Source organism: Pseudomonas triticicola, from assembly GCF_019145375.1.
Lineage (GTDB): Bacteria > Pseudomonadota > Gammaproteobacteria > Pseudomonadales > Pseudomonadaceae > Aquipseudomonas > Aquipseudomonas triticicola.
The window spans coordinates 2,556,692-2,579,524 of record NZ_JAHSTX010000001.1 but is presented as its reverse complement, the minus strand read 5'-3'; the positions used below and the strand labels follow the sequence as shown (position 1 = coordinate 2,579,524).

18 protein-coding genes are annotated in these 22,833 nt (G+C 60.8%); 9 read left to right on the top strand and 9 right to left on the bottom strand.

The genetic code is table 11. The features are described from left to right. Window positions 1-84: 84 nt before the first annotated feature. Entirely contained in the window at window positions 85-1,569 is a 1,485-nt protein-coding gene (gene prpD / locus KVG85_RS11390) for a 2-methylcitrate dehydratase (RefSeq protein WP_217863911.1), read from the top strand. Window positions 1,570-1,680: 111 nt separating this feature from the next. Here prpD and ppsR read toward each other — a convergent pair whose 3' ends face one another. Continuing rightward, window positions 1,681-2,499 carry a posphoenolpyruvate synthetase regulatory kinase/phosphorylase PpsR gene (gene ppsR / locus KVG85_RS11385; protein ID WP_016773826.1) on the bottom strand — a complete coding sequence of 273 codons (819 nt, stop codon included), beginning with the start codon at window positions 2,497-2,499 and terminating at the stop codon, window positions 1,681-1,683. Between the two features lie 174 nt (window positions 2,500-2,673). On the opposite strand from ppsR, the gene ppsA reads away from it, so the two are divergent. The 8 genes from ppsA (at window position 2,674) to KVG85_RS11345 (ending at window position 10,812) form a co-directional block, all read left to right on the top strand. Further along, window positions 2,674-5,043 (top strand): phosphoenolpyruvate synthase, encoded by a 2,370-nt coding sequence (gene ppsA, locus KVG85_RS11380; RefSeq protein WP_217863910.1) that lies wholly within the window; start codon window positions 2,674-2,676, stop codon window positions 5,041-5,043. Window positions 5,044-5,141: 98 nt separating this feature from the next. Further along, window positions 5,142-6,131, top strand: coding sequence for an alpha/beta fold hydrolase (locus KVG85_RS11375; protein WP_217863909.1), 990 nt, complete (start codon window positions 5,142-5,144; stop codon window positions 6,129-6,131). 210 nt (window positions 6,132-6,341) lie between these two features. Then, on the top strand, window positions 6,342-6,833 hold the full coding sequence (gene rraA, locus KVG85_RS11370) for a ribonuclease E activity regulator RraA (RefSeq protein ID WP_016773829.1): 492 nt from the start codon (window positions 6,342-6,344) through the stop codon (window positions 6,831-6,833). Window positions 6,834-6,854: 21 nt separating this feature from the next. Continuing rightward, complete coding sequence (cmaX, locus tag KVG85_RS11365) at window positions 6,855-7,850, top strand: divalent cation transporter CmaX (protein WP_123443118.1); 996 nt, start codon at window positions 6,855-6,857, stop codon at window positions 7,848-7,850. A 63-nt stretch (window positions 7,851-7,913) separates the two neighbouring features. Then, the gene (locus KVG85_RS11360; protein WP_003223293.1) at window positions 7,914-8,162 is read left to right on the top strand and encodes a hypothetical protein; all 249 of its coding nucleotides are present in this window, start codon (window positions 7,914-7,916) and stop codon (window positions 8,160-8,162) included. A 2-nt stretch (window positions 8,163-8,164) separates the two neighbouring features. Next, a complete protein-coding gene (locus tag KVG85_RS11355; RefSeq protein WP_016773831.1) occupies window positions 8,165-8,989 on the top strand; it encodes a mechanosensitive ion channel family protein in 825 nt (274 codons plus the stop codon). Between the two features lie 90 nt (window positions 8,990-9,079). Then, a complete protein-coding gene (gene sigX / locus KVG85_RS11350; protein ID WP_016773832.1) occupies window positions 9,080-9,670 on the top strand; it encodes an RNA polymerase sigma factor SigX in 591 nt (196 codons plus the stop codon). 107 nt (window positions 9,671-9,777) lie between these two features. After that, window positions 9,778-10,812, top strand: a complete 1,035-nt coding sequence (locus tag KVG85_RS11345; protein ID WP_016773833.1) for an OmpA family protein — start codon at window positions 9,778-9,780, stop codon at window positions 10,810-10,812. Between the two features lie 102 nt (window positions 10,813-10,914). On the opposite strand, the gene cobA is transcribed toward KVG85_RS11345, so the two are convergent. The 8 genes from cobA to KVG85_RS11305 all read right to left on the bottom strand — a co-directional run bounded on the left by cobA (window position 10,915) and on the right by KVG85_RS11305 (window position 22,711). After that, window positions 10,915-11,676: a uroporphyrinogen-III C-methyltransferase gene (cobA, locus tag KVG85_RS11340; RefSeq protein WP_217863908.1), complete on the bottom strand. Its 762-nt coding sequence runs from the start codon at window positions 11,674-11,676 to the stop codon at window positions 10,915-10,917. A 13-nt stretch (window positions 11,677-11,689) separates the two neighbouring features. Continuing rightward, window positions 11,690-14,401, bottom strand: coding sequence for a nitrate reductase (locus KVG85_RS11335; RefSeq protein ID WP_217863907.1), 2,712 nt, complete (start codon window positions 14,399-14,401; stop codon window positions 11,690-11,692). Beyond that, the gene (nirD, locus tag KVG85_RS11330; RefSeq protein WP_016773836.1) at window positions 14,401-14,718 is read right to left on the bottom strand and encodes a nitrite reductase small subunit NirD; all 318 of its coding nucleotides are present in this window, start codon (window positions 14,716-14,718) and stop codon (window positions 14,401-14,403) included. Before nirD ends, KVG85_RS11335 begins: the two co-directional genes overlap by 1 nt. Further along, on the bottom strand, window positions 14,715-17,168 hold the full coding sequence (nirB, locus tag KVG85_RS11325) for a nitrite reductase large subunit NirB (RefSeq protein WP_217863906.1): 2,454 nt from the start codon (window positions 17,166-17,168) through the stop codon (window positions 14,715-14,717). Before nirB ends, nirD begins: the two co-directional genes overlap by 4 nt. A 416-nt stretch (window positions 17,169-17,584) precedes the next feature. Then, complete coding sequence (locus KVG85_RS11320; protein ID WP_217863905.1) at window positions 17,585-19,255, bottom strand: bifunctional protein-serine/threonine kinase/phosphatase; 1,671 nt, start codon at window positions 19,253-19,255, stop codon at window positions 17,585-17,587. 7 nt (window positions 19,256-19,262) lie between these two features. After that, the gene (locus KVG85_RS11315; protein ID WP_016773839.1) at window positions 19,263-20,474 is read right to left on the bottom strand and encodes a nitrate/nitrite transporter; all 1,212 of its coding nucleotides are present in this window, start codon (window positions 20,472-20,474) and stop codon (window positions 19,263-19,265) included. A 434-nt stretch (window positions 20,475-20,908) separates the two neighbouring features. Next, complete coding sequence (locus KVG85_RS11310) at window positions 20,909-21,484, bottom strand: ANTAR domain-containing response regulator (RefSeq protein WP_217863904.1); 576 nt, start codon at window positions 21,482-21,484, stop codon at window positions 20,909-20,911. Window positions 21,485-21,499: 15 nt separating this feature from the next. After that, entirely contained in the window at window positions 21,500-22,711 is a 1,212-nt protein-coding gene (locus KVG85_RS11305) for a CmpA/NrtA family ABC transporter substrate-binding protein (protein ID WP_217863903.1), read from the bottom strand. Window positions 22,712-22,833 lie beyond the last annotated feature (122 nt).

The following is a 22,833-nucleotide window of genomic DNA, read 5'->3' as shown; positions in this document are numbered from 1 at the left end:
ACAGGGGATTGCATTTCAATCATAAGAAATCGTTAGCCCTGAACCGAGGTCCCATCAACGAACCACTTCACGAGTGAATCGAACATGAGCGCCAACGTCGACCTGAACAACCGCCCCGATTACGACGCAGTCCTGCAGGACATCGCCGACTACGTCCTCACCTTCAAGCCCGAATCCGCCGAGGCGCTGAACACCGCGCGCAATTGCCTGATCGACACGCTGGGCTGCGGTCTGCTGGCCCTGCGTTTCCCCGAATGCACGAAACACCTCGGCCCGATCGTTGAAGGCACGGTTGTACCGTTCGGTGCACGAGTGCCAGGTACCCCTTATCGCCTCGATCCGGTCAAAGCCGCTTGGGATATCGGCTGCATTGTCCGCTGGCTCGACTACAACGACACCTGGCTCGCCGCCGAATGGGGGCATCCATCGGACAACCTCGGTGCCATCCTCGCCGTGGCCGATCACCTGTCACAGAAACGCATCGCCAACGGTGAGGCACCGCTGAGGGTCCGCGATGTGCTGGAAGCAATGATCATGGCCCACGAGATTCAAGGCGTGATCGCTCTGGAAAACTCCTTTAACCGGGTAGGACTGGATCACGTCATTCTGGTGAAAGTCGCCTCGACGGCCGTCAGTGCCCGACTGATGGGCGCCAATCGCGAGCAGCTGTTGTCGGCACTGTCCCACGCCTTCGCCGACGGTCAGGCTCTGCGCACCTATCGCCATGCGCCCAACGCCGGCTCGCGCAAATCCTGGGCGGCGGGGGATGCGGCGAGTCGCGGCGTGCGTCTGGCCGACATCGCCATGCGCGGCGAGATGGGCATTCCCGGTGTGTTGAGCGCGAAGCAGTGGGGTTTCTATGACGTATCGTTCAGCCACAGCAACAACGATCTGGCGCTCAAGCCCGAGGACAAGCGCGCTTTCAGCTTTTCCCGGCCGTTCGGCAGTTACGTGATGGAAAACGTGCTGTTCAAGATCAGTTTCCCCGCCGAATTCCATGCGCAGACGGCGTGCGAGGCGGCGGTGACCTTGCATCCGCTGGTTCGCAATCGGCTGCATGAGATCGACGGCATCGTCATCACCACTCATGAATCGGCGATCCGCATCATTTCCAAGGTCGGCCCGCTCGCCAACGCCGCCGACCGCGATCATTGCCTGCAATACATGACCGCCGTGCCGCTGGCATTCGGCAATCTGGTGGCGGAGCACTACGAAGACGACTTCCACAAGGCGCATCCGATCATCGATGTGCTGCGCGAAAAAATGCTCATCGTTGAAGAACCGCGCTTCACCCGCGAATACCTTGAGCCTGACAAACGCTCGATTGCCAACGCCGTGCAGGTGTTTTTCAAGGACGGCAGCAGCACCGACAACGTCGTAGTGGAGTACCCGATCGGCCATCGCCGCCGCCGCGCCGAGGGCATTCCGTTGCTGGAGGACAAATTCAAGGCCAATCTGGCCACGCGGTTTGCCGGGCAGCGTTGCGCTGAAATATTTGCGCTCTGTGAGGATCAGGCGCGGCTGGAAGCCACAGCGGTGAATCGATTCATCGACCTGTTTGTGATCTGACAGACCGCGTTATCGTTCTTCGCGAGCAGGCTCGCTCCCACAGTCGTTACGATGCAGGTCCACTGTGGGAGCGAGCCTGCTCGCGAAGGCGTCAGATCAGGCGACGCCGGACTACTTGAACCGCCGCTCAACGCCTTTTTCCACGAGAATCTTCGCCGAAATCTCTTCCACCGAGAAATGCGTGGAATTGATGTGCGGAATGTTCTCGCGGCGGAACAGGTTCTCCACTTCGCGCACTTCGAATTCGCATTGGGCATAACTCGAATAACGGCTGTTGGGCTTGCGCTCATTGCGGATCGCCGTGAGGCGGTCGGGGTCGATGGTCAGGCCGAACAGCTTGTGCTGATGGGCGCGCAGGGCCGTCGGCAGGGTCAGGCGCTCCATGTCGTCTTCGGTCAGCGGATAGTTGGCCGCGCGGATGCCGAACTGCATGGCCATATACAGACACGTCGGCGTTTTGCCGCATCGCGACACGCCCACTAGTATCAGATCGGCTTTGTCGTAATAGTGGGTGCGCGCGCCGTCATCGTTGTCGAGGGCGAAGTTCACCGCCTCGATGCGCTCCATGTAATTGGAGTTGTGCCCGATGGAATGGGACTTGCCGACGGTGTAGGAAGAGTGCTCGGTGAGCTCCTGTTCGAGCGGCGCGAGGAAGGTCGAGAAAATGTCGATCATGAAACCATTGGACGTTGCGAGAATCTCACGAATGTCCTGATTGACGATGGTGTCGAAGATGATCGGGCGAAAGCCGTCGGTTTCAGCGGCTTTGTTGATTTGTTGTACCATGGCCCGCGCTTTTTCCACGCTGTCGATGTAGGGCCGCGTGAATTTGCTGAAGGTAATGTTTTCGAACTGCGCCAACAGGCTTTGACCCAGGGTTTCGGCGGTAATGCCGGTGCCATCGGAGATGAAGAAAGCAGATCGTTTCATTTGCACCTTGGGCCTTAAGCTAGTAACGAATCTTGGATATGATAGGCGCGATTTGCCGGCCGCCATTGGCCCGCATTCTCACTTATTTTCCAGGTCCAGGCCATACAACCGGCCAAGGCTCCCCCGGGCCGCCGGTTTCTGAGCTTTTCCAACACAGTTAGTGGAGAGATCACCTTGGTAGAGTACGTAGTTTCCCTCGATAAGCTCGGCAAACACGATGTTGAGCATGTGGGGGGCAAGAACGCATCCCTGGGCGAGATGATCAGTAACCTGGCAGGCGCCGGTGTTTCGGTCCCCGGCGGCTTCGCCACGACGGCTCAGGCCTATCGTGACTTCCTCGAACTGAGCGGCCTGAACGAGCAGATCCACAAGGCCCTCGACGCGCTCGACGTCGACAACGTCAATGCCCTGGCCAAGACCGGTGCGCAGATCCGTCAATGGATCATGGACGCCGAATTCCCTGAAAAGCTCAATACCGAGATCCGCACCGCGTTCGCCGCGCTGTCGGCCGGCAATCCTGACGTGGCCGTGGCTGTGCGTTCTTCCGCCACCGCCGAAGACCTGCCGGACGCTTCCTTCGCCGGTCAGCAGGAAACCTTCCTGAACATCCGTGGTGTGGAAAACGTAATCCGCGCCGCCAAAGAGGTGTTCGCTTCGCTGTTCAACGACCGGGCGATTTCCTACCGCGTGCACCAGGGCTTCGACCACAAACTGGTCGCGCTGTCGGCGGGCGTGCAGCGCATGGTGCGTTCGGAAACCGGCACCGCCGGCGTGATGTTCACCCTCGATACCGAATCCGGTTTCCGTGACGTGGTGTTCATCACCGGCGCCTACGGCCTGGGCGAAACCGTCGTACAAGGCGCGGTCAACCCGGATGAGTTCTACGTACACAAAGGCACGCTGGAAGCCGGGCGTCCGGCCATCCTGCGCCGCAACCTGGGCAGCAAAGCCATCAAGATGATCTACGGCGACGAGGCCAAGGCCGGTCGTTCGGTCAAGACCGTCGATGTCGACAAAGCCGAACGCGCGCGTTTCTGCCTGACCGACGCCGAAGTCAGTGAGCTGGCCAAGCAAGCGATGATCATCGAGAAGCACTACGGCTGCCCGATGGACATCGAGTGGGCCAAGGACGGTGACGACGGCAAGCTGTACATCGTCCAGGCGCGTCCGGAAACCGTGAAAAGCCGCACCCAGGCCAACGTGATGGAACGTTACCTGCTCAAGGAAACCGGCACCGTGCTGGTGGAAGGCCGTGCGATCGGCCAGCGCATCGGCGCCGGCAAAGTACGCATCATCAAAGACGTCTCGGAGATGGACAAAGTCCAGCCGGGCGACGTGCTGGTATCCGACATGACCGACCCGGACTGGGAACCAGTGATGAAGCGCGCCAGCGCCATTGTCACCAACCGTGGCGGACGTACCTGCCACGCGGCGATCATCGCCCGTGAGCTGGGCATTCCAGCAGTGGTTGGTTGCGGCAACGCCACCCAACTGCTGAAGGATGGCCAAGGCGTGACCGTGTCCTGCGCCGAAGGCGACACCGGTTACATCTTCGAAGGCGAACTGGGCTTCGACATCAAGAAGAACTCCGTCGACGCCATGCCGGAGCTGCCGTTCAAGATCATGATGAACGTCGGCAATCCGGATCGCGCCTTCGACTTCGCCCAATTGCCGAACGCCGGCGTCGGTCTGGCGCGTCTGGAATTCATCATCAACCGCATGATCGGCGTGCACCCGAAAGCGCTGTTGAACTACGACGGCCTGCCGCAGGAAATCAAGGACAGCGTCGACAAGCGTATTGCCGGTTACAGCGACCCGGTCGACTTCTACGTCGACAAACTGGTGGAAGGCATCAGCACCCTGGCTGCAGCGTTCACGCCGAAGAAAGTCATCGTGCGTCTGTCGGACTTCAAGTCCAACGAATACGCCAACCTGATCGGCGGCAAGCTCTACGAGCCGGAAGAAGAGAACCCGATGCTGGGTTTCCGTGGTGCTTCGCGTTACATCAGCGAATCGTTCCGCGATTGCTTCGAGCTCGAATGCCGCGCATTGAAACGCGTGCGCAACGAGATGGGCCTGACCAACGTTGAAATCATGGTGCCGTTCGTCCGTACGCTCGGCGAAGCCAGCCAGGTGGTCGATCTGCTCGCCGAGAACGGCTTGAAGCGCGGCGAGAACGGTCTGCGCGTGATCATGATGTGCGAACTGCCATCCAACGCGATTCTGGCTGAGGAATTCCTCGAATTCTTCGACGGCTTCTCGATCGGCTCCAACGACCTGACCCAACTGACTTTGGGTCTGGACCGCGATTCGGGGATCATCGCGCACCTGTTCGACGAGCGGAATCCGGCGGTGAAGAAGCTGTTGGCCAACGCCATTCAGGCCTGCAACAAGGCCGGCAAGTACATCGGCATCTGCGGTCAGGGTCCTTCGGACCACCCGGATCTGGCCAAGTGGCTGATGGAACAGGGCATTGAAAGCGTGTCGCTGAACCCGGACACCGTGCTGGAAACCTGGTTCTTCCTCGCCGAAGGCCAGGCTTGATCAGTATGTAATTGGCCCGCGCCCCATGTGGGAGCGGGCCTTGAGATTTAAGTAGGGCGGGCTCCAGCGGATGCCGCCCTTTTTTGTGCAAGAGCATTATGCAAAGCAGCAGCAACCTGTTTCCTGTCGCGCTGATCAGCGCCGAGCGGCGCGGCGATCTGAGCGAAGACGTCTATCGATTGAAACCCGGCAACAGCCCGGACTGGTCCGTGGAAATCGCCGTCACCCGCCTGGGCATGGCCGATGACACGGCGCCACGCGGCGTGCCGGTGATTCTGTTGCACGGCAGCTTTTCCAATCGGCGCTTCTGGTTTTCCCCCAAAGGCCTCGGGCTCGGCGCGTATCTGACGCGGCTGGGCTTCGACGTGTGGATCCCGGAAATGCGCGGTCACGGCCTGTCCCAGCGCAATGAGGACTACCGGCGCAATCGTGTGGCCGACTACGCCCGCTACGATCTGCCGGCGATTGCCGCGTTCGTGCGTGAACAGAGCGGACAGATCCCGCACTGGATCGGCCATTCGCTGGGCGGCATCACCCTGGCAGCAGCGCTCGGCGGCGAGTATCTCGGTGGACCGGCCGTGGCCTCGGCGGCGTTTTTCGGCACTCAGGTCAGCCGCACCTACTGGCCGTTGAAAATCCCACCGGTGGAGTGGGGCGGGCGCTTTATTCTCAAGCGTTTCGCGCAGTTGTCCGGCTCACGCCTCAAACGCGGCCCGGAAGACGAGCCGATCGGCCTGGCCATCGAAAGCATGCGCTGGTACGGCTTGTTCGGCCGCTTCGGCGACAAGGACAAGGACTGGTGGGCCGGGCTTGCCGAGGTGCAGGTGCCGGTGTTGGCCGTGACCGCAGCGGGCGATCATCAGGATCCGGCATGGGCCTGCCGCAAGCTGTTCGAGCAGATCGGCTCCGAGCACAAGCAGTTCATCAACCTGGGCCGCGAGCAGGGCTTCTCGGACAATTTCGGCCATGTCGAAATGTTGGTGAGCAAAGCGGCGCAGGCTGAGGTGTGGCCGCTGGTGGCGCGCTGGTTGAACGATCAGCAGACGCCATTGCTGGCGCAGACGACGGATCTGGCCGCTGCAGTGTGAGGGGCGTTCCGTTCAGCCTGGCTTGCGGCTAAGATATGACGCATTGTGCGGTTCCGGTCATATTTCGTGACTGTTTAGCGATAACGTTTCAGCCGCGGTTCAGGTTCGCTCAGCGACCATGGCATGGGCTAAGGTAAACAGCGACCGCCGGAACTCGTCTCATCAGAATGCGGCATCCTTGATCGTCTTCCTTGTTACAGGAGTTTTTCGATGGAACATTACCTTACGCCTGACCTGTGCGACGCCTACCCGGAGCTGGTGCAGGTGCTGGAACCGATGTTCAGCAATTTCGGCGGCCGGGATTCCTTCGGCGGCGAAATCGTGACCATCAAATGCTTCGAAGACAATTCGCTGGTCAAGGAGCAGGCCGAACTCAATGGCAAGGGCAAGGTGTTGGTGGTTGATGGCGGCGGTTCGCTGCGCCGCGCCCTGCTGGGCGACATGATCGCCGCCAAGGCTGCGCAGAATGGCTGGGAAGGGCTGGTCATCTACGGTTGCATCCGTGACGTCGACGTCATCGCCCAGACCGATCTCGGCGTGCAGGCGCTGGCCAGCCATCCGATGAAAACCGACAAGCGCGGCATTGGCGACCTCAACGTCCCGGTGACTTTCGCCGGCGTGACGTTCCACCCGGGCCAGTACATTTATGCGGACAACAACGGCGTGATCGTGTCGCCGAGCCCGCTGAAAATGCCTGAATAAGCTTTTCGACAAGGGATGCGGATGTTCGAGGAAGAAAACGCGCAATGGGGGCTGGTGCATGCCCTGGTGCTGGACGGCAAGGGCGGTGCGCGTTCGATAGCCCGGACTGAGCTCGACGATTTGCAGCTGCAGGCCCATGAAAGCCTGTGGCTGCACTGGGATCGCAGCCATCCGCAGACCCAGACCTGGCTGCGCAAATCCAGCGGGCTCAATGAATTCACCTGCGATCTGTTGCTGGAAGAGAATACCCGCCCGCGTCTGTTGCCATTGCCCGACTCCGAGCTGTTGCTGTTTCTGCGCGGGGTCAATCTCAACCCGGGCGCCGAGCCGGAAGACATGGTTTCGGTGCGGATTTTCGCCTCGGCTCAGCGAGTGATTTCCCTGCGCTTGCGTCCGTTGCGCGCTACGGATGAGTTGCTGGCGCTGCTGGGTGAGGGCAAAGGGCCGAGAACTTCCTCGGAATTGATGCTGTATCTGGCGCAGTTCCTCACTAATAAAGTGCAGGATCTGGTCACATGCCTGTCGGAAGTGGTCGATGAGGAAGAAGAAAAGCTCGACGCCGACGAACGGTATACGCCTGAGCATGGGGCGATTTTGCACATCCGCCGCAGAGCCGCTGGGCTGAAGCGTTTTCTCGCGCCACAGCGGGATATTTTCGGACAGCTGACGCGGATCAAACTGCCGTGGTTCGTCGAAGACGACGCCGACTACTGGAACGAATTGAACAACAGCCTGACCCGTTATCTGGAAGAGCTGGAATTGACCCGAGAGCGCGTGGGGCTTGTGCTGGAGGCCGAAGACCGGCGTCTGAGCGTGCACATGAACCGCACCATGTATCGCTTCGGCATCATTACCTGCATCTTTTTGCCGATGAGTTTCATCACCGGTCTGCTCGGGATAAATGTCGGCGGTATTCCCTTCGCCGAAAGCCCGTATGGCTTCCTGATCGCCTGTCTGACGGTGCTCGCCCTGGCATTCGGCCAGTGGTGGTTGTTCCGTCGATTGCGCTGGGTGTGAACATGGCGCATGTGACCCGAGTAAATCTGCCCGCGTCTTTCACAGACATCACGAGAGGTGCGTATGCACGATCCGTTTGAACAGTCTTTGCGCGACATGCTCAACGCTTCGCCGTCCAGCCGCGACGACGATGCGTGCCTTGGCCGCGTACTCAAAACCGCCAACCGCCAGGTCGGCGCCGGTGATCTGTTCAGCCTGCTGGGCCGCTGGCTGCCCGCGCTGATGATCGCCCTGAACAATGGCTCGGCGCATGTCTCGCCGGTTTCCCGTCTTCGTAAAACCACTGCTCGCACTGCTGATAAGGCTGATTGAATATGGAACTTGATCTCTGGACTCAGAGCCTCGTCACTGCAATGACTGCGTTGTGGACCAAAGTCGCTAACTTCATTCCGAATCTGTTCGGCGCACTGGTTGTGCTGCTGTTGGGTTTCGTCGTGGCCAAGCTGCTCGACACCTTGCTCTCCAAATTGCTCGCAAAACTCGGCCTCGATCGCCTGATGGGCGGCACCGGGCTGACCAAGCTGATGTCGCGTGCCGGGCTGCAGGTGCCGATCTCGACGCTGATCGGTAAAATCGTCTACTGGTTCGTTCTGCTGATTTTTCTGGTATCTGCGGCAGAATCCCTTGGCCTTGAGCGAGTTTCAGCTACGCTGGACATGCTGGCGTTGTATCTGCCGAAAGTATTCGGCGCCGCGCTGGTGCTGCTGGTCGGTGTCCTGCTGGCGCAACTGGCCAACGGGCTGGTGCGCGGCGCAGCAGAAGGCGTAGGCCTGGACTACGCTTCGGGGTTGGGACGAATCGCGCAGGGACTGGTGATCATCATCAGCATCTCGGTGGCGATCAGCCAGCTCGAGGTCAAGACCGACCTGCTGAACCATGTGATCGTCATCGTATTGATTACCGTTGGTCTGGCAGTTGCGCTGGCCATGGGTTTGGGAAGCCGGGAAATTGCCGGTCAGATTCTTGCGGGAATCTATGTGCGTGAGCTGTACGAGGTTGGGCAACAAGTGCGTGTTGGCGAGGTCGAAGGCCAGATCGAAGAGATCGGCACGGTTAAAACCACATTGCTGACCGATGAGGGTGAGCTAGTCTCTCTCTCCAATCGGATCCTGCTGGAACAGCATGTGAGTAGCCGCTAAACCGGCAAACCCTGCTAATGTATGCCGCCGCAAAATGCCAGCCGAGGCTGGTTGTGGCGGACATTGACCTGACTGTCGGCACGACTTGTTTTGAATAAAGCCCAACCGCTATCCACGCGCTACGACCCCCGCGAGCTCTCTGATGAGGAGTTGGTCGCGCGCTCGCATACCGAGCTGTTTCACGTAACGCGCGCCTACGAAGAGTTGATGCGGCGTTACCAGCGAACATTATTTAACGTCTGCGCGAGATATCTCGGGAACGATCGCGACGCAGACGATGTCTGTCAGGAAGTGATGCTGAAGGTGCTGTACGGCCTGAAGAACTTCGAGGGGAAATCGAAGTTCAAAACCTGGCTTTACAGCATCACTTACAACGAATGCATCACGCAGTATCGGAAGGAACGGCGTAAGCGTCGCTTGATGGACGCTCTCAGTCTGGACCCTCTTGAAGAAGCGTCTGAAGAAAAGGCGCCGAAGCCGGAGGAGAAGGGTGGGCTTGATCGCTGGCTGGTGTATGTGAATCCGATTGACCGCGAAATTCTGGTGCTACGATTTGTCGCAGAGCTGGAGTTTCAGGAGATCGCAGACATCATGCACATGGGTTTGAGTGCGACAAAAATGCGTTACAAACGCGCTCTAGATAAATTGCGTGAGAAATTTGCAGGCATTGCTGAAACTTAGTTCAGCGCAAATATCTCTTACGTGTAGGCAAGTTCTGATAGACTTGCCGCCGAGTTGTCCCCCGGTTTGCGGGACTGCTTCACAATCACCAGATGGGGATTTAACGGATGAAACTGAAAAACACCTTGGGCTTGGCCATTGGTTCTCTGATTGCCGCCACTTCGTTCGGCGCTCTGGCACAAGGCCAAGGCGCAGTTGAAATCGAAGGCTTCGCTAAGAAAGAACAATTCGACAGCGCTCGTAACTTCAAGAACAACGGCAACCTGTTCGGCGGTTCGATCGGTTACTTCCTGACCGACGACGTTGAACTGCGTCTGGGCTACGACGAAGTGCACAACGTACGTGCCGACGATGGCAAGAACGTCAAAGGCGCTAACACCGCTCTGGACGCTCTGTACCACTTCAACAACCCAGGCGACATGATTCGTCCATACGTTTCGGCCGGTTTCTCTGACCAGAGCATCGACCAGAACGGTTCGAACGGTCGTAACCGTTCCACCTTCGCCAACGTTGGCGGCGGTGCCAAGCTGTACTTCACCGAGAACTTCTACGCCCGTGCCGGCGTTGAAGCTCAGTACAACATCGACCAGGGCGACACCGAGTGGGCTCCTAGCGTCGGTATCGGTGTGAACTTCGGTGGCGGCTCCAAGCCAGCTGCTGCTCCAGTTCCAGCACCTGCTGAAGTCTGCTCCGACAGCGACAACGATGGCGTTTGCGACAACGTTGACAAGTGCCCGGACACCCCAGCCAACGTAACCGTTGACGCTGATGGCTGCCCAGCAGTTGCTGAAGTTGTTCGTGTTGAGCTGGACGTGAAATTCGACTTCGACAAGTCGGTAGTCAAGCCTAACAGCTACGGCGACATCAAGAACCTGGCTGACTTCATGAAGCAGTACCCATCCACCACCACTACTGTTGAAGGTCACACTGACTCCGTCGGTCCTGACGCTTACAACCAGAAACTGTCCGAGCGTCGTGCAAACGCCGTTAAGCAAGTTCTGACCAACCAGTACGGTGTTGAATCGTCCCGCGTTCAGTCTGTTGGCTACGGCGAATCCCGCCCAGTTGCTGACAACAAAACTGACGCTGGCCGCGCTGTAAACCGTCGCGTAGAAGCGCAGGTTGAAGCTCAAGCTAAGTAATTAGCTGCCGCTGATGGAAAAGCCCGGCTCAGGCCGGGCTTTTCTTTGTCTGCGATTTGGCTTTGAATCTTGAAAGATCGCAGCCTGCGGCAGCTCCTACATTCAGATCATATGTGTCCTGTAGGAGCTGCCGAAGGCTGCGATCTTTTGCTCTTCCACGACAGCAGCCACCGCACCAATCACCAGAATCGCCGGGCTTTTCAATTCAAACGCCGAGGCATCCTCAGCCATCGCAGTCAAATCACTGCGACATTCACGCTGATGCGCCAAAGAGGCGTTTTCGATCATCGCCACCGGCGTATCCGCCGCCATCCCTCCGGCGAGCAGCTGATCACGAATCTCGCCCAGTTTGGCCACCCCCATATAGATCACCAGCGTCGTCCCGCCTTGCGCCAGCGCCTGCCAGTTCAACTGGCTGTCATCCTGGGTGTGCGCAGTCACCAACGTTACTCCGCGCGCCACGCCCCGCAACGTCAGCGGAATATCGCACTGGGTCGCCCCGGCCAGCCCAGCGGTGATGCCATTGACCAGTTCCACTTCAACGCCACGCTCGCGCAACCACTGCGCTTCTTCGCCACCTCGGCCGAAAATGCACGGATCGCCGCCCTTGAGGCGCACGACGCATTTGCCCTGGCGTGCATAACGCAGCATCAGGCGATGAATGAATGCCTGCGGCGTCGAGCGGCAGCCGCCGCGCTTGCCAACGGGAATAACCCGCGCAGTCGGGCAGTGTTCCAGCACGGCGTCGTTGACCAGATCATCGATCATCACCACATCGGCCTCGCGCAATGCGCGCACCGCTTTAAGCGTCAGCAACTCTGGATCGCCAGGGCCTGCGCCCACCAGCCAGACTTTCGCATTCATGGTGTTGTCCTCGTTAAATGACCGCGACCGGCCGCGCTTCGGCAGCCAGCAGACGCTTGATTTCCGGCACGCAGGAACCGCATTGCGTACCGCATCGGAGAGTTTTTTTCAGGCCTTGCAGATCCAGGCCTTGGCGAATGCCGGCGCAGACCGTGTTGAGACTGACGTTTTCGCAATTGCACAAGGTCTTGTCGCTCGCAATGGCGCCGACAGCGCCCGGTGGCGCGCTCATCGGTGCGAGCAGCCAGCGCCGCAGTTGTTGGTCGGCGCGGCCCTCCAGCCACAGGCTCTGCAACCAGTGTTGCGCAAGGGTTTCGCCGGCCAGGCGAATCGCAGTGATACGGCCGTTTTCGATGCGCACTCGCTTGCCAATGGCGCGACGCGGATCGTCATAGGCCAGAACCGGGCCATCCAGCAGTGACAAGCACTGGTCGATCTCACCCAGCAACTGTGGATCCGGCGCCTTGCCGTGTGCAGCGCGTATCAGCAACGCTGGCCGCTCACGACCGACAAGGCTGAGGCTCACGTAGGAAAACGCCTCGCACAGCGGTCGTAGCGTCTCGAAATGCCGTTGAACATCACCCTCAATCAAGGCGAACAGTTGCCACGGCAGATTGACTGCCTCCAGACGCACGCCGCTGTGCTTGAGCTCCGGTTGTTTGGACAGCGGATCAAACGCCGGCAAGGTCAGCGTGTTGACGCCGCCCTTGAGATAGCGATCGCCCCAGTGCATCGGCAGAAACGCCTGGCCCGGACGCACGCTGTCGTCGTTGCCGACCGCAACAATCACCGCGCCACGGCGGCTTTTCAGATTGACCAGATCGCCGGGCTGCAAGCGGTGCCGACGCATTTCGTCAGGGTGCAGGCTCAGCACGGCTTCGCTGACGTGGCCGAACAATTGCGCGGCGGTGCCGGTGCGGCTCATGCCGTGCCACTGGTCACGCAGGCGACCGGTGATCAAAGTCAGCGGGAAGCGCGCGTCGCGTTGTTCCTTGGCGGCGCGGTACGGATCGGCAATGAACCGCGCGCGACCATTGGCTGTAGGAAAAATGCCGTCGCCGTACAAGCGTGGCGTGCCTTGGCGGGCGCCGGCAGGGAAGGGCCATTGCTGCGGACCGATCTCGTCGATCAAGGCATGACTGATCCCGGACAGATCCAGGTCTCGCCCACGGGTCAGCGCTTTGAATTCATCAAACAACTGCGAAGGTTGATCGAAAGCGAACAGGCTTGGCTGCTTGGGGCGCAGACGTTTCTCCAGACGCTGTGCGAAATCCACCGTGATGGCCCAGTCCGGTCGCGCTTCGCCCGGTGCGACAACCGCTTTGCGCACGTGGGAAATGCGCCGCTCGGAGTTGGTCACCGAACCTTCCTTCTCGCCCCAACTGGCGGCCGGCAATAGCAGATCGGCAAACGCAGCGGTTTCGGTGGTGCGAAAGGCTTCCTGCAACACCACAAACGGGCAGGCCTCAAGCGCTGCGCGGACTGCGCTCTGATCGGGCATCGATTGCGCCGGGTTGGTACAGGCAATCCACAGCGCTTTGATTTTGCCGCTGCGCAAGTTCTCGAACAGCTCGATGGCGCTCAGGCCCGGCGCCTCGGGCAAGCTCTCCACGCCCCAATACGCCGCCACCTCGGCGCGATGCTCCGGGTTGGCGGCATCGCGGTGACCGGGCAGCAGATTGGACAGACTGCCGGTTTCCCGCCCGCCCATGGCATTTGGCTGACCGGTGAGGGAGAAAGGTCCTGCACCGGGCCGGCCGATTTGCCCGGTGGCCAGGTGCAGATTGATCAGCGCGCTGTTCTTTGCGCTGCCGGCGCTGGACTGATTCAGGCCCATGCACCACAGCGACAGGAAGCTCGGCGCAGTGCCGACCCATTCTGCGCATTGCTGCAGTTGCTCGATGCTGATGCCGCACAGCTGCGAAACCATTTGCGGGGTGTAATCGCGGACCAGCGTCTTGAGTTCGGCGAGGCCTTCGGTGTGCGCCTTGATGAAATCGCGATCGATCCAGTCTTCCCACAACAGCAGATGCAAAATCCCATGGAACAACGCGACATCGGTGCCCGGAAGAATCGCCAGATGCAGGTCAGCCAAATCGCAAGTGTCGGTGCGACGCGGGTCGATCACGATGACTTTCATCTGCGGGCGACGGGATTTGGCTTCCTCCAGCCGACGGAAAAGTACCGGATGGGCGTAGGCCATGTTACTGCCGACGATCATCACGCAGTCGCTCAGCTCCAGATCCTCGTAACTGCACGGCGGCGCGTCGGCGCCGAGGCTGCGTTTGTAGCCGACCACCGCCGAAGACATGCACAGCCGCGAATTGCTGTCGATGTTGTTGGTGCCCACCAGCGCCCGCGCCAGTTTGTTGAAGGCGTAGTAGTCCTCGGTGAGCAACTGCCCGGAGATGTAGAACGCCACGCTGTCCGGGCCGTGCTCGGCGATAGTTTCGGCGAACACGTTGGTCGCGTGGTCGAGGGCGGTATCCCAGTCAGTACGGCTGCGCGCCAGGCCTTTGCCCAGGCGCAGTTCCGGGTACAAGGCGCGGGCGGCGAGGTCGCCGGTCAGGTGCAGCGTCGAGCCTTTGCTGCACAGTTTGCCGAAGTTGGCCGGGTGCGCCGGATCGCCGCTGACGCCGAGGATGCGCTCGCCGTCATGCTCGATCAGTACGCCGCAGCCGACCCCGCAGTAACAGCAGGTCGAGGCGGTCGTCTGGCGGTTCATCAGATGGCGTCCCGCAGGGCCAGTTGCACCCGGCCATTCTCGACCCGCGCCGGATGATGGTGCGCACAGCCGATGTCCGGCGCCTGGGCTTCGCCGGTTTCCAGGTCGATCTGCCAGTTGTGCAGCGGGCAGGCCACGCGCTTGCCATAGATCAGGCCCTGCGACAGCGGGCCGCCCTTGTGCGGGCAGCGGTCATCGAGGGCGAAAACCTCGTCGTCGCTTGTACGAAAAATCGCGATGTCACCTTTCGGCCCGGCAATGATCCGCGAACCGAGGGCGTTGATCTCTTCCAGCGCACAGATATCGAGCCAGTTCATGCGGGCACCTCCAGGTTTTTCACGGGGATCACGTCGAATTCTTTCTTCAGTTGCGGCTGCGCCAGGCGCTCTTTCCATGGGTCCTGTTCGAACGACAGGGAGAATTGCAGGCGCTCATTCAGGGCCTTGCGCCGCTCGGCGTCTTCGAGCACGTTCTTCTTGATGTGCTCCATGCCGACCCGTTGCAGGTAATGCACGGTGCGCTCGAGGTAGAAGGCTTCTTCGCGGTAGAGCTGCAGAAACGCGCCGTTGTATTCACGGACTTCTTCGGCAGTCTTGAGCTTGACGAAGAACTCGGCGACTTCGGTCTTGATCCCGCCATTGCCACCGATGTACATCTCCCAGCCGGAGTCGACGCCGATAATTCCTACGTCCTTGATGCCCGCTTCCGAGCAGTTGCGGGGGCAACCGGACACGGCCAGCTTCACTTTGTGCGGCGACCACATGTTGAACAGGTCGTGCTCGAGTTCGATGCCCAGTTGCGTCGAGTTCTGCGTGCCGAAGCGGCAGAACTCGCTGCCGACGCAGGTTTTCACGGTGCGGATGGATTTGCCGTAGGCGTGGCCGGACGGCATGTCGAGGTCTTTCCAGACGCCGGGCAGATCCTGTTTCTTGATCCCCAGCAAGTCGATGCGCTGACCGCCGGTGACCTTGACCATCGGCACGTTGTACTTGTCGGCCACATCGGCGATCCGCCGCAGTTCCGATGGGTTGGTCACGCCGCCCCACATGCGCGGCACCACCGAATAGGTGCCGTCCTTCTGGATGTTGGCGTGGGCGCGTTCGTTGATCAGACGCGATTGCGGATCATCCTTGGCCTCGCCCGGCCAGGTGGAAATCAGGTAGTAGTTGAGCGCCGGGCGACAGGTCGCGCAGCCATTGGGTGTGCGCCAGTTCAGGTAACTCATCGTCTCGGCGATGGTCAGCAGGTGTTCCTCACGGATCGCCTGACGAATCTGCCCGTGGTTGAGGTCGCTGCAACCGCAGATGGCTTTTTCGCTTTTCGGTTTGACGTCGGCCGCGCCACCCACCGTATTGATCAGGATCTGTTCAACAAGGCCGGCGCAGGAACCGCAGGAGCTGGCAGCCTTGGTGTGTTTCTTGACTTCATCGACGCTGAACAGGCCGTGTTCCTGAATCGCCTTGACGATGGTGCCCTTGCACACACCGTTGCAGCCGCAGACTTCGGCGCTGTCGGCCATGACCATGGCTTTGTCCTGGCCCTGATGTCCTACGTCGCCTAAAGCGTTTTCGCCGAACATGAGGTGATCGCGGATCTCGCCGATGGCGTGATTCTCACGAATCTGCCGGAAATACCAACCACCATCTGCCGTATCGCCATACAGACAGGCGCCGACCAGCACGTCATCCTTGATCACCAGTTTTTTGTACACGCCGCCGATCGGGTCGGAGAGGGTGATGGTCTCGGTACCTTCGCCGCCCATGAAGTCGCCAGCGGAGAACAGGTCGATGCCGGTGACTTTCAATTTGGTCGAAGTCACCGAGCCCTGATAGCGAGCGAAACCCAGTTGCGCGAGGTGATTGGCGCAGACCTTGGCTTGTTCGAACAGCGGCGCAACCAGACCGTAGGCGATGCCGCGATGGCTGGCGCATTCGCCGATTGCGTAGATGCGCGGGTCGTAGGTTTGCAGGGTGTCGTTGACCAGAATCCCGCGATTGCACGGAATGCCGGCCTTTTCTGCCAGTTCGGTGTTGGGGCGAATGCCGGCGGCCATCACCACCAGATCGGCAGGAATGATGTCGCCGTTCTTGAACTGCACCGACCCGACCCGGCCATTGCCGGCGTCGTGCAAGGCTTGGGTCTGTTCGCACAGGCGAAAATGCAGGCCACGGGATTCCAGCGCCGATTGGAGAAGCTGGCCGCTGGTCTTGTCCAGTTGCCGCTCCAGCAGCCATTCGCCGAGGTGCACCACGGTGACGTGCATGCCGCGCAGCATCAGGCCGTTGGCCGCTTCGAGGCCGAGCAGGCCGCCGCCGATGACCACGGCGTGCTTGTGGGTCCTGGCGGTGTCGATCATGGCCTGGGTGTCGGCGATGTCGCGGTAACCGATCACGCCCTGCAAAGTGTTGCCGGGGATTGGCAGGATGAACGGGGTCGAGCCGGTGGCGATCAGCAGGCGATCGTACTCGGCTTCGGTGCCGTCCTCGGCAATCACTCGGCGTTTGACCCGGTCGATCTCCACCACTTTGCGGTTGAGCAGCAATTTGATGTTGTTTTCCAGGTACCAGTCGAGGTCGTTGAGGACGATCTCTTCGAACGTCTGCTCGCCGGCCAGCACCGGCGACAGCAGGATGCGGTTGTAGTTGGTGTGCGGTTCGGCGCCGAAGACGGTGATGTCGTAGAGCTCGTCGCTCAGCTTGAGCAGTTCTTCCAGGGTACGCACCCCGGCCATGCCATTGCCGATCATCACCAGTTTGAGTTTTTTCATCAGGTTCTCCGGGAGCTGCGGCTGGCCTCTGGTGGGCCGTCGGGCCTTGCTCGACAAATTTTGCGCAAACAAAAAAAGGCGTCCCGCTAGTTGCCTAGCGAGGACGCCTTTGTCCTGGTCCCGTTCTCTCGGGAAGCGCAGCCTTCGTCGTTGAAGGTTGGGCTTTATGTATGGTGAAAAGGGTAATGCAGTGGTTGTGCCAACTACGCGAAGCGCGGTTTTATTGGTTAGGCGCGGTTATAGCGTTGATTTTTTGCACCGAATCGAAGCGGGTTGCCCGTTCGTGGAGCGTTCAGGCACATAGAGTTGTGGTGATTGGGCTGCCGCCTTCGCGAGCAAGCTCGCTCCCACAGGGGGCTGTGGTGTTCACAAATCCTCTGTGGGAGCGAGCCTGCTCGCGAATGGCGCGGTGCGGTTCAACTGTGAAACAACAAAACCAGCAGCACCACATTCCCGAGCAATGCCAGAAGCGCCATGGTCCGCCAGACCTTCAACGGCTCCCGTTCCAACAAAGGCCGGGGCCGCACACTCAAACTTTGCCGCTCACCCTGTTCCAGCACCAGCAGCCACTCTTCGGCGGTTTCAAAGCGTTGCTGCGGATCGGCGGCGACGCCGCGTTCCAGACTTTGCGCCAGCCATTCCGGCAGGTCCGGGCGATAGCGACTGGCATTCACCGGTACGCCAAATCGGGGCCGCTGGAACGCCTCGATTTCGCCATAGGGAAAATGCCCGGTGAGCAGGTAATAGAGAGTGACACCGACAGAATACAAATCCTGTTGTGCACTCGGTGGTTCGCCGCGAAACGCTTCCGGGGCGATGAAACTAGGTGTTCCTGGCAGGGTCGACGGCGCGTCCTCGGACAGTCCCGGGCAATAAGCCAGGCCGAAATCCAGCAGGCGCAGCTCGCCGTCGTCATCCAGCAGCAGGTTTTCCGGTTTAATGTCGCGATGCAGAATCTGCCGCCGATGCAGCAGCCCGACCGCGCGCAATAGCCGTTCGGCGATGTCCAGCCACTGCGCCAAAGGCAACGGGCCGCTGTGTTGAAACACGTCGGCCAGCGTCGTCCCGGCGTATTCGCGCATCACGTAATACAAATGTTGACGCTGAGTGCAGGCATGGATTTGCGGAAAATGCCGGCCGGCCACGCGCTTGAGGAACCATTCTTCCGACAGCAGCGCCTGCCCGGCCTGCGGGTCGTCGGCGAGCCGCGCCGGCAACGTCTTCAATAGCCAAGGCTGGCCCTGACTATCGAGCACGCGATACAGCAGTGATTGCTGGCTCTGGCCGATGATGCCTTGCACCTGCCAGCCTTCAAACGCTTGCCCGGGTTTCAGCGTTGGCGGCAGTGGCCATTGCTGCAATTGCACCAGCGCATCGCCGATGCTCGCTTCGCCCAGCGCATCGACGCGCACCAGCAGGGCACTGGCGTTGTCCTGACTGCCGGCCAGATGCGCGGCGTTGACCAAGGTTTGCGCCGCGCTGGGCAGATCCACTTGATCGCGCAGAATCGCGGCGATCGCGGTATCGCCCAGGGTCGACCAGACGCCGTCGCTGAGCAGCACGAAGCTTTCGCCCTCACGCAGTTCGCCGTCGAGGAAATCCAGGACCAGATGCTGATCGAGCCCGAGCGCACGCTTGAGCACGTGTTGCATGCCCGGTTGCTCCCAGACGTGATCCTCGCTGATGCGCTGCAAGCGCTCGGCGTGCCAGCGATAGACCCGGCAATCGCCGACGTGGGCGAGGGTGAAGCGTCGACCGCGCATCACCAGCGCGCTGACTGTGGTCAGCAACGGTTGCCCGCCGCCGTTGGCCTGCAGCCAGCGATTTTGCGCGAGCAGCAGGCGATCCAGCGCTTGGGCCGCGCTCCAGGTTTCCGATGTCGCGTAGTAGTCCAGCGCCAGCGCCTGCAAGGTCGAACGCGCGGCGAGGCCGCCATCGGCGCACTGGCTGACGCCGTCGGCGATGGCGAACAGATATCCCTTGCTCACCGCCAGTGCCGGCGCCGGTGTCACCGAGCGCAGGGCGTCCTGATTCTCCGCGCGCGGGCCGGTGGCGCTGGCTTCGGCGAAGCTCAGTTGCAGAGCCATTGAGGCCTCAGACCCGCGCCGCTGTGACTGCCGCCGAGCCCCAGGTGGTTCTCCAGCGACGCTTGACGCCGTGCAGGCCAAACCAAGCCAACACACCCAGGCTGGCGAACAACCACAGCGCCAGTTGATAGCTGCCGGTGCTTTGCTTGATCGCGCCCATGCCCGCCGCGAGGGCGAAGCCGCCGATACCGCCGGCCATGCCGATCAGCCCGGTCATCACGCCGATCTCCAGACGAAAACGCTGCGGCACCAGTTGGAAAACCGCACCGTTGCCGGCGCCCAAGCCGAGCATGGTGCAGACGAAAAGCGCCAGCGCAGCGTAGGAACTTGGCAGATTGAAGCCCACCGCTGCAATGCAGATGGCAGCGACGGTGTACATCGCCAGCAAAGTGCGGATGCCGCCGAAGCGATCGGCCAGCGCGCCACCCAATGGCCGCATCAGGCTACCGCCGAACACGCAGGCAGCGGTGTAGTAGCCGGCGGTCACCGGGCTCAGACCGTATTGATCGTTGAAGTAACCGGGCAGGGCGCTGGCCAGGCCGATGAAGCCGCCGAAGGTGACGCTGTAGAAAAACATGAACCACCAGCTGTCGCGATCACCGAGGGCCTTGAAGTAGTCGGCCATGGCTTTCGGTTTCGGCCGCTGCGGGGCGTTTTTTGCCAACAGGGCGAACAGCACCAAGGTCAAAACCAGCGGGATCAGGGCGAAACCGAAGACATTGCTCCAGCCGAACGCGGCGGCAATCACTGGCGCCAGCAGCGCGGCGAACACGGTGCCGGAGTTGCCCGCGCCGGCGATGCCCATGGCTTTGCCTTGGTGCTCTGGCGGATACCATTGCGAGGCCAGCGGCAGGGCCACGGCGAACGACGCGCCGGCCATGCCGAGGAACAGGCCGAGGATCAGCGCCTGTTCATAACTGTGGATACCCAGTTTCCAGGCGCCGAACAGCGCGCAGATGACGATGACCTGGCCGATCAGCCCGGCGGTCTTCGGCGACAAGCGATCGGCGAGCATGCCCATGGCGAAGCGCAACACCGCGCCGGCGAGAATCGGCGTGGCGACGACGAGGCCGCGCTGCTGGGTGGTCAGGTGCAGGTCGGCGGCAATCTGCACCGCCAGCGGGCCGAGCAGGTACCAGACCATGAAGCTCAGGTCGAAATACAGGAAGGCCGCGAACAGGGTCGGGGTATGGCCGGATTTCCAGAAGCTTGAATTCATCGCGCACCTCGGCTGAAAAGAGTCTCGAAAGGAGTCATGCACAGCAGGTGGAGCGCCTCACGGCCGCACCACCGGCCCCGCTCTGTGGGGCCAAAACGCAAAAACGCCGCTACCTGATTCGCCGGGGGGGCGAACGGGGTGAGCGACGTCTTTGTCGTAGGTGGGGCAACCGCCGTTGGTTACCTGTGCGGTTTACATAGCGAGATTTGTGCCAACAGCTGAAAAGCAAAAGCCCCTCACCCTAACCCTCTCCCTGAGGGAGAGGGGACTGACTTGAGGTGTCTGACGTCAAACATCGACCTGAACGACCGAGTCGATTATGGATTCACTGCAGAAATCACTGGTTGGCGTACTTCGAGAGCATCCCCCGATCGGTCCCCTCTCCCCCCGGGAGAGGGCTAGGGTGAGGGGACTCTTGATTTGCAGCGAAGATTTCAGCCCAGCAACTCACTCATGGCAATGATCTGCTCCGCCACCTGAATCAGCTTCTGCTGGCGGCTCATGGCCTGGCGGCGCATCAGCGTATAGGCCTCTTCCTCGTTGCAATCCTTCATCTTCATCAATAAACCCTTGGCCAGTTCAATGCGCTTGCGCTCGGCCAGTTGCTGGTCACGGGCCTGCAATTGCGCGCGCAAAGCCTGGTCACTCTCGAAGCGCGCCATCGCCACATCGAGAATCGGCTGCAACCGTTGTGCGTGAATGCCTTCGACGATGTAGGCACTGACCCCGGACCTGATCGCCTGACGCATCACCCCCGGGTCATGTTCGTCGGTAAACATCACGATCGGCCGGGGCTGGTCGCGGCTGACCAGTACCACTTGCTCCATGACATCGCGGCTCGGTGACTCGGTATCGATCAGGATCACGTCCGGGCGCACCGTTTCGACGCGCGCCGGCAGGTCGATGGTCAGGCCGGACTCGTCGATTACCTCGAAGCCGGCCTCGGTCAGCGCCGCTTTGAGGCGTCCGACTTTTTTCGCGGTGTCGTTGATCAGCAGAATGCGCAACATGTTCGCGGTCTCCTGTCAGCGCTGGGCGAGAAGGGGGGCGGCGTCGTTCAGGGCATGCAGTTTGAAACTGCGCGCATAGCCCGCCGGATCGCTGCCGTCCCAGACCTTGCCGTCGAGCAACTGGCTGCTGCGCAGGTCGGCGTGCGAAGCCGCAATACCGACAGCGCTCGCTGCCTCGCGATACAGATCCAGACGCTGAACCTGGCGGGCGACGGCCAGATAATCCGGATCCTCGCGCAACAGACCCCAGCGACGGAACTGGGTCATGAACCACATGCCGTCGGAAAGGTAGGGCAGATTGACCTCGCCATCGCCATGAAAACGCAGCGCATGCGGATCCTGCCAGCGATTGCCGAGGCCATCGGCGTAGTCACCCATAAAACGCGGCTCGATGCACGCGGCGGGGGTGTCGAGGTATTCGGTGGCGCTGAGCAATTGCGCGGTACTGCGGCGGTTTTCCGGGCTTTCTTCGATGAAGCGACTGGCCTCAAGAATGGCCATGACCAGCGCCCGCGCGGTGTTTGGGTATTGCTCGACGAATTCCCGGGTGCAGCCGAGGACTTTTTCCGGGTGGTCGGGCCAGATGCTCTGGCTGGTCGCCAGGGTGAAGCCAAGATCCTGCTGCACGGCGCTGGCCGCCCACGGTTCGCCGACGCAAAAGCCGTCGATGCGCCCGGCTTGCAGGTGCGCAACCATTTGCGGCGGCGGCACCACCACGCTGTCGACGTCCTGCAATGGATGAATGCCCTGGCTCGCCAGCCAGTAATAAAGCCACATCGCATGGGTGCCGGTGGGAAAGGTCTGGGCGAAGGTCAGTTTTGCGCGGCTTTGGTGCACATGCCGATCGAGCGCTTCAGGACTGTTCACGCCAGCCTGTTGCAAACCATGGGACAGGTTCAGGCTCTGGCCATTCTGGTTCAGGCCCATCAGCACCGCCATGTCGGTCGGGGCGACGCCGCCGATGCCCAGGTGCACCGCATAAATCAGCCCGTACAGGCTGTGCGCGGCATCCAGTTCGCCGCTGACCAGTTTGTCGCGCAGGTTGGCCCATGATGCCTGACGCTTGAGGTTCAGGGTCAGGCCGTAGGGCTGGGCGAAGCCCTGAGTGGCGGCGACCACCACCGAGGCGCAGTCGCTCAGCGCCATGAAGCCGAGATTGATCGCGCTCTTTTCCGGCGCATCGCTGCCATTGACCCAGGCCAGAGGCCCCAAGGACGTTTCGTTCATACGCTACCTCAAAAAAAACGTCGTCGCGGATTCTGCGCAGGCAAAACCCGGGGACGACGCCATTGTCCTGGCCTGCGCGCCGTCATTGGTCGGCAGACTGATGAGCGGGGTGGTGCAAGGCA